The sequence below is a fragment of the bacterium genome (assembly GCA_030654305.1).
GTDB lineage: Bacteria > Krumholzibacteriota > Krumholzibacteriia > LZORAL124-64-63 > LZORAL124-64-63 > PNOJ01.
Genome location: JAURXS010000223.1, coordinates 1 through 5,878 on the forward strand (window position 1 = coordinate 1; position 5,878 = coordinate 5,878).

Here is a 5,878-nt window from a genome sequence, read left to right on the forward strand (position 1 = left end):
CCCGCGAAGAAGACCGTCAAGAAGAAGGTCGCCGCGAAGACGGAACCGGCCGCCAAGGAGACAGCCGCCAAGGAGCCCGCGGCCGGGAAGACGGCGACGGCGAAGGCGGACGGCGAGTCCGTCGACGACGGCGTGACCGCCGCGGCGCCGGCCGCCGCGCCGACGAAGGACGCCGAAGCCGCCGGCAAGCCCGCGGTCGCGAAGACGCCGAAGAAGCCCGCCCCGCCGCCGGTGGAGGCGCCCGCCGAGCCCGAGGCCGCCGCGAAGCCGCCGTTGCGCCGCGCCAGGATCATCAAGCGGGCCGACGTGCCGGTCAAGGCCGAGGCGGTCGTCGAGGAGGCGCCGGCCGAGGCGCCGGCGGCGGCGCCCGACGAAGCCGCCGCGCCCGACGTCGAGGTCCCGGCCGACGCCGTCGAGACGACGGCCCCCGAGACCGCCGCCGAGCCCCCCGTCGAGGAACAGGACGGCGCCGGAAAACCGGGCGCGCGCGACGACAAGTCGTCGCCGGCCTCGCGACGCCCCCGCCGCACGGCCAAGGTCATCCGCATGGGTTCCGGAGTGGTCCAGACCAAGACGGGGCTGGCGGTGCCCGAGCCGCGGGGACCGTCCGGCGGCCCCGGCGGCGCGCCGGCCCTCGGCGCCGACGGCCAGCCGGCCGAGAACTGGAACTGGGGCGAGGTGCGGCGCGACATCGCGGGTCACCGCGGCCGCGGCGACGCCAACAGCTCGGTGCGGGATTCCGTCCAGGCCGCGATGCAGCGCCGCCAGGAGGTCCGCGAAGGCACGCCGGACAGCGACCGGCGCAAGCGCCGCAAGAAGAAGAAGGTGGACGAGGTGGCCGTTGCCCAGAGCGTGAAGCAGACCCTGGCCCAGCTCGACGGCGCCAAGGGCGGCCGCCGGCGGCACCGCCGCGGCGGCGGCGCGGAGGCCGAGACGGACGCCGGGCCGATGCTGCGCGTGACCGAGTTCATCACGGTGCAGGAGCTGGCCGAGAAGTTCGAGATCCAGCCGCGCGAGGCCATCGCCAAGCTGTTCTCCCTCGGCTTGATGGCGACGATGAACCAGCGCCTGGAGCGCGACCAGATCGAGCTGCTGGCTGACGAGTTCGAGAAGGACGTCGAGTTCCTCGGCGAGTACGGCGACGAGGAACTGGCCGACGCCGAGCCCGAGGTCCGCGAGGAGGACCTCGAGCACCGCGCGCCGGTGGTCACGGTGATGGGGCACGTGGACCACGGCAAGACGTCGCTGCTGGACCACATCCGCAAGACCAACGTCATCGCCGGCGAGGCCGGCGGCATCACCCAGCACATCGGCGCCTACCGCGTGCAGACGCCCGGCGGTCCGATCACCTTCCTGGACACCCCCGGCCACGAGGCCTTCGGCGCCATGCGCGCGCGCGGCGCCCAGGTCACCGACATCGTGATCCTGGTGGTCGCGGCCGACGACCGCATCATGCCGCAGACCATCGAGGCCATCAACCACGCCAAGGCGGCGGGCGTGCCGCTGATCGTGGCCATCAACAAGATCGACCTGCCCGGGGCGCGCCCCGACCTGGTCAAGCAGGACCTGCTGGGCCAGGGCATCGTGGTCGAGGAGTTCGGCGGCGACGTGCTCAGCGCGGAGATCTCCGCCAAGAAGGGGATCAACGTCGAGCGCCTGCTCGAGCTGGTGCACCTGCAGTCCGAGGTGCTGGAGCTCTCGGCTTCGTCCAAGGGCAACGCGCGCGGCGTGGTCGTCGAGGCCTCGAAGGAGCCGGGTCGCGGCGTCCTCTTCACGGTCCTGGTGGAGCAGGGGACCCTGCGCGTGGGCGACCACTTCGTCTGCGGCATGCAGGACGGCAAGGTGCGCGCGCTGCTCGACGAGCGCGGCGAGGTCCTGACCCAGGTCCTGCCCGGCGAACCGGCCGTGGTGCTCGGCGCCGGCGACGTGCCCCTGGCGGGCGACCGCCTCCACGTCACGGACACCGAGCGCGAGTCCCGCGACATCGCCGGCAAGCGCCGGCAGCTGCAGCGCGTGCAGCAGTTCTCGGCGCCCAAGCGCTCCATCTCGCTGGACAACCTGGCGGAGATGGTGGCCCAGGGCGACACCAAGGAACTGCCGATCATCGTCAAGGGCGACGTGTCGGGCTCGGTGGAGGCGATCTGCGACGCCCTGCTCGACCTGAACACCGACGAGGTCCACGTCCGCATCGTGCACAAGGGCGTCGGCGCCATCAACGAATCGGACGTGCTGCTGGCCTCCAACACCGGCGCGATGATCATCGGCTTCCACATGCGCCCGGGCAACGCCATCCAGGAGCGGGCCAAGGAGCAGGGCGTCACCATCGAGGTCTTCGACATCATCTACGAGGTCGTCGACACGATGCGCAAGGCGATGGCCGGCCTGCTCGGCAAGATCCGCCGCGAGGTCTCGACCGGCTCGGCCGAGATCCGCGTGGTCTACCGCATCCCGAAGGTGGGGACCGTGGCCGGCGCCTACGTCACCAAGGGCACCATCATCCGCAACTCCCTGCTGCGGCTGGTGCGCCACGAGATGATGATCTTCGAAGGCAAGATCAGCTCGCTGAAGCGCTTCAAGGACGACGTCCGCGAGGTGCAGGCGGGCTACGAGTGCGGCATCGGTCTCGAGAACTTCCACGACCTGGTCGAGGGCGACGTGGTCGAGACGTACCGCATCGAGGAGGAGACCCGGACCGAGCTGTAGCGCGGACGCGCGCGGCCGGCGCCGGCGGACCGGCGGGCAGGACGGCGCGCAGCCGTCCTGCCGCGTTTCCAGGATGGTGGGCATGGATCCGTACAAGCTGCAGCGCCAGAGCACGGCGATCCGCAAGGTCCTCGGCGAGCTGCTCGCCGTCGAGGTCAAGGACCCCCGCGTCGGCTTCGTCACGATCAACGGCGTGGAACTCAACCGCGACCAGACCGTCGCGCTGGTGTACGTGTCGGTCCTCGGCGGCGAGCGGGAGCGGGCGGACAGCCTGGCCGGCCTCAAGAAGGCCCGCGGCTTCCTGCAGGGACGCGTCAGCGACCTGCTGCGCCTGCGCGCCACGCCCGACCTGCGCTTCATCTACGACGAATCGCTGGACCAGGGGATGGGCGTCGAGACCATCCTGGACGAGTTGAGCGCCCGCGGCGAGTTCGTGGACGAGGCCGAGCGGCGGCGCCGGCGGACCCTGGACTCGCTCGAGCCGCCGCGCGACCTGCTCGCGGCCCTCGCGGCTGCGACGCGCGTCTGGGTGGTGCCCCACGTCAACCCCGATCCCGACGCGATGGGCTCCGCGCTGGCGCTGGCCGAGGCCCTGCGCGCCGCCGGCAAGGACGCCGAGGCACTGCGCTACGCCGAGGCGCCGGCCGGCAGCGAGGCCCTGCCCGGCTATGAGGAGGCGTTGCCTCCGGACGCCGTCGCCGCGGCGATCGCCGACGGCGAGGGACCCGACCTGGTCGTCACGGTGGACTGCCACCACCTGGAGCGGGCCGGCGATCTGGAGCCGCTGCTCGCGCGCGTCGGGGCCGCCTGGTCCATCGACCACCACCTCGACGGCAACGGCCCGGCGCCGCTGCCCGGCTGGCTCGAGCCGCTGGCCAGCTCGGCCTCGCTGCTGGTGCTGCGCGTGATCGAGACGCTCGCCGCGGGGGAGGAGGGCGGCGCGCCCGCCTTCGCCGTCAGCGCCACGATGGCGACCAACCTCTACGCCGGCCTCTACACCGACACCGGCGGCTTCCGCTTCCCGAACACCCTGCCGCTGAGCTTCGAGGCCGCCGGGCGCCTGGTGGCCGGCGGCGCCGACGCCGCGGACGTGGCGGAGCGGACCCTGCACCGGCGCACGCCGGCCTCGCTGGCGCTGCTGGCCAGGGTGCTCGACACCTTCGCCTACCACCACGAGGGCCGCATCCTGTCGCTGCACGTCACGCGCGCGATGCTCGCCGCGACGGGCACCACCATGGCCGACACCGAGCAGTTCACGGGCCTGGCCTCGGCGGTGAGCGGCGTGCGCTTCGTGGTGTTCCTGAAGGAGCGCGAGGACGGCGTCTGGCGCGTGTCCCTGCGCACCGACGCCGCCGGCGACGTGCACGGGGCCGCCGCGCGCCGCGGCGGCGGCGGCCACCACCAGGCGGCCGGTTGCACCGTGACCGGCGATCCCGCGACGCTGACCGCGGAACTCGTGGCCGAACTCGCCCCCCAGCTCGGCTGACGCGCCGCGTGGAGGCCAGGCCGCACGGGCTGCTGCTGGTGGACAAGCCCCGGGGCGTGTCCTCCCACGCCGTGGTGGCGACCGCGCTGCGCACCCTGTGCCCCGGCCGCCAGCCGCGCGGCGCCCCGCGCTACCGCTGCGGGCACGCCGGCACGCTGGACCCCCTGGCGACCGGGCTGCTGCTGGTGCTCTGCGGCGCGGCCACCCGCCTGTCGACCTTCCTGCTCGGGCACGACAAGACCTACCGGGCCACCGTCAGCTTCGGCACGTCCACCGACACCCTCGACGCCGACGGCGCGACGGACGCCACGGCGCCGGTCGCGGCCTCGGCGGCCGACCTCGCCGCGGCCCTCGCCGGCTTCCGCGGCGACCTTATGCAGGTCCCCCCCGTGATCTCCGCCCTGAAGCGCGACGGCGTGCCGCTCTACAAGCGGGCCCGCCGCGGCGAGGCGCCCCCGGCGGCGGCGGCGCGCGCGGTGCGGATCGCCTCCCTCGAACTGGCCGCCGCGCGGTGGGGCGTCCCCGGGCCCGGCGGCGCCACGGTCCACGAGGCCGACCTGGTGCTGGACTGCTCGGCCGGCACGTACGTCCGCTCGCTGGCCCGCGACCTGGCGCTCGCCCTGGGCACCGTCGGCCACCTGTCGGCGCTGCGGCGCGAGCGGGTCGGTCCCTTTCAGGTTGCGCGGGCCCTGCCGGCGGATATGATGCGGGACGCGCGGGCCGTCGCCGCCGCGATGATCCCCTCCGCCCTGGCCCTGCCGGAGTCGCCGGCGGTCGGGATGACGGCGGGGGAGGCGGCGGACCTGCGCCGGGGACTGCCGCCGAGCGCCGCGCTGGCGGCCCGCGCGGCCGCCGCGGCGGGTCCGGGCGTTCTGCTGCGGCTGCTGGCCCCGGACGGCGACCTGGTCGCGGTCGCCCGCCTGGGCGAGGATGTCGACGGCGCGCCGGGGCTGCGCACGCCGGCCGTGTTCCCGGCGACGACCACGTCGGGCTAGGGGGAGACCGTGCGCCTGATCCGGCTCGGCAGCGAACTGATCACGCGGATCCTGGACGGCCGCGAGAGCCTGCCCGGCGACGCCCTGGCCGACACGGCCGTCGCGCTGGGCGCCTTCGACGGCGTGCACCTCGGCCACCGCGCGCTGATCGACGCCGTCCGCCGGGCCCGCGACGAGCGCGGCCTGGCCCTGAGCTGCCTGTTCACCTTCCGCCACCACCCGCGCAGTGTCCTGGACGCCGACCGCCCGCGCCTGCTGACCAGCTGGAGCGAGAAGCTGGCGCTGCTGCAGGAGACCGGCGTCGACGCGGTGGTGGCCGCCGACTTCTGCCCGGCGCTCGCGGCGCTGCCCTACGACGAGTTCGTCCGCCGCTTCCTGCGCGGCCTGCTCGGCATGCGCCACCTCGCGGGCGGCCACGACGTGCACCTGGGCGCCGGCCGCGGCGGGAGCGCCGCTTCCCTGGCCGACCTGGCCCGCCGTGACGGCTTCGGCTTCGAAGTCGTGCCGCCGCTGACGCTCGGCGGCGAGGTTGTCAGCAGTTCCGCGATCCGCCGCCTGCTGCGCGAGGGCGAAGTGGCGCGGGCCGCCGCCATGCTGGGGCGGCCGTACAGCTTGTGGGGCGAAGTGGGGTACGGCGCCGGCCGCGGCGCGACGCTGGGTTACCCGACCGCCAACGTCGAACCCCTGGATCCCG

Annotated in this window: 4 protein-coding genes; all 4 read left to right on the forward strand. The window is 74.5% G+C overall.

Features of this window, described 5'->3' with window-relative positions; genetic code table 11:
- Positions 1-2,703, forward strand: a 2,703-nt coding sequence (infB, locus tag Q7W29_06155) for a translation initiation factor IF-2 (protein ID MDO9171397.1), incomplete at its 5' end; no start/stop codon positions are given.
- 82 nt (positions 2,704-2,785) lie between these two features.
- Entirely contained in the window at positions 2,786-4,189 is a 1,404-nt protein-coding gene (gene rbfA / locus Q7W29_06160; protein MDO9171398.1) for a 30S ribosome-binding factor RbfA, read from the forward strand.
- Positions 4,190-4,197: 8 nt separating this feature from the next.
- Positions 4,198-5,184 (forward strand): tRNA pseudouridine(55) synthase TruB, encoded by a 987-nt coding sequence (gene truB / locus Q7W29_06165; GenBank protein ID MDO9171399.1) that lies wholly within the window; start codon positions 4,198-4,200, stop codon positions 5,182-5,184.
- Between the two features lie 9 nt (positions 5,185-5,193).
- Positions 5,194-5,878, forward strand: a 685-nt coding sequence (locus Q7W29_06170; GenBank protein ID MDO9171400.1) for a riboflavin kinase, incomplete at its 3' end; no start/stop codon positions are given.

Bases quoted from the DNA above. Each gene is read 5' to 3' on its own strand.
- rbfA (MDO9171398.1), top strand. From the start codon at position 2,786: ATGGATCCGTACAAGCTGCAGCGCCAGAGCACGGCGATCCGCAAGGTC.